We start from the raw sequence: 1,981 nt of genomic DNA on the forward strand, positions 1-1,981 counted from the left end.
CCCAACACAAGCCCCCAGCGCCACTGCGCCCCCTGCCTTCCATGATCTTCGCCAGCCGGTGGCTGCAACTGCCCCTGTATCTGGGCCTGATCCTGGCGCAGGCGGTGTATGTGTTCCATTTCTGGGTGGAACTGGTGCACCTGATCGAAGCCGCGTTTGGCAACACGGCGGCCCTGCAGAGCCTGGTGTCCAGCATTGGCTACAAGAGTGATTTCCAGGTCACCGCGCTCAACGAGACCATCATCATGCTGGTGGTGCTGGCGCTGATCGACGTGGTGATGATCTCCAACCTGCTGATCATGGTGATCGTCGGCGGCTACGAGACCTTTGTCTCGCGCCTGCACCTCGAAGACCACCCCGACCAGCCCGAGTGGCTGAGCCATGTGAACGCCTCGGTGCTCAAGGTCAAGCTGGCCACCGCCATCATCGGCATCAGCTCCATCCACCTGCTCAAGACCTTCATCAACGCCGCCAACTACGACCTCAAGGTGCTGATGTGGCAAACCATCATCCATGTGGTGTTCCTGCTCAGCGCCCTGGCCATTGCGCTGACCGACCGGCTGATGTCGCACTCGTCGGACCGCCACTGAGTACGGCGACGGTCCCCAGGCTCCCCGGCAACGCCGGGGGAGCCCCCGGGACTTGAATATCAGTCAAAAGTGCCGGTAGCGCCGGTTGCATATGCGCTGGCGGCTATCAATTTTGAAGCAAGCACCCTTCGGTACTCAGCGACCTGGGCGCTCCCAGATTTCTCCTCAATCGGTAGGCACAGTGCGGTGCAGACCCACCCGAAGGAGAAATCCATGCCCCCTCTGACCTCTCTCTCCCCGACCGCAGCCGCGGCGCAAGCACCCGCTGCGGCAGCCTCCCCGTCCACACACACCGCCACCAGCCGCCGCCTGGCATTGAGCGCGCTCGGCTCGCTGGGCGTCGCCTCCCTGTGGGGCTGCGGCGGCGGCAGTGACAGCACCGACTCTGGCAGCAGCACGGACTCCGGGTCAGGCACCGGCAGCGGTACCGGATCGGGCACTGGCACCGGAACAGGCACCGGCACAACCACCACCTGCTCCGTCGTCCCCGAGGAAACCGCAGGGCCCTACCCTGCCGACGGCTCCACGGCCAGCAACAACACCTACAACGTGCTCGCGCTCAGCGGCATCGTGCGCTCGGACATCCGCACTTCAGTGGGATCGTCCACCCAGGTCAGCGGCGTGCCGCTGTCCATCACCATCACGCTGACGAACACCAGCGCCAGCTGCGCGGCGTTGTCGGGCTACGCCATCTACCTGTGGCACTGCACGCAAGACGGCAACTACTCGGTCTACACCTCCAACAACATCGCCGACAACTACCTGCGCGGCGTGCAGGCCACGGACGCCAACGGCACCGTGACCTTCACCACCATCGTTCCGGGCTGCTATGCGGGCCGCATGCCGCACATGCACCTGGAGATCTACCCCACGCTGGCATCGGCCACCAAGGCCGCGAACAAGATCAAGACCACGCAACTGGCGTTCCCCACCGCACTGCTCAGCAGCATCTACAGCAGCAATTCGGGCTACAGCGCCAGCGTGCGCAACCTGGCCTCCATGTCGTTTGCCACGGACAACGTCTTCAGCGATGGCACCACGCTGGAGATGACCACCATGCAGGCCAACACCGGTGGCGGCTACTCGGCCAGCATCACGATCTCGATCGCGGTCTGAGCCCCTCGTTTCTTCCATTCACCCTGTTGTTTCGATCTCCAGAAAGACGCCCGATGTTCAAGATCCACACCCTTTTGGCCGCACTGGCCCTGGCATCCATCGCCGCAGCATTCCCCAGCCACGCCCAGCCATCCCGCGGCACGCCGCCCGCCCCGCCACCCGAGGCCTACGCCGCCTGCAAGGGCAAGACCGAAGGTGCCTCCGTCACGCTGACCATGCCCGACGGCAAGAGCCTCGCAGGCACTTGCCGCACAATGGACGGCACCCTGGTGGCC

At 64.5% G+C, this 1,981-nt stretch carries 3 protein-coding genes; all 3 read left to right on the plus strand.

Annotation, left to right across the window (positions count from 1 at the left end):
- The first annotated feature begins 41 nt into the window (after positions 1-41).
- A complete protein-coding gene (locus DBR23_RS18775) occupies positions 42-590 on the plus strand; it encodes a TIGR00645 family protein (RefSeq protein WP_369882139.1) in 549 nt (182 codons plus the stop codon).
- Between the two features lie 213 nt (positions 591-803).
- On the plus strand, positions 804-1,706 hold the full coding sequence (locus tag DBR23_RS18780) for an intradiol ring-cleavage dioxygenase (RefSeq protein WP_108499219.1): 903 nt from the start codon (positions 804-806) through the stop codon (positions 1,704-1,706).
- 53 nt (positions 1,707-1,759) lie between these two features.
- The coding region (locus DBR23_RS18785) for a hypothetical protein (protein WP_108499220.1) at positions 1,760-1,981 on the plus strand (222 nt) is incomplete at its 3' end.

The sequence above is a fragment of the Acidovorax sp. HMWF018 genome, assembly GCF_003061035.1.
GTDB classification, from domain to species: Bacteria; Pseudomonadota; Gammaproteobacteria; order Burkholderiales; family Burkholderiaceae_C; genus Acidovorax; species Acidovorax delafieldii.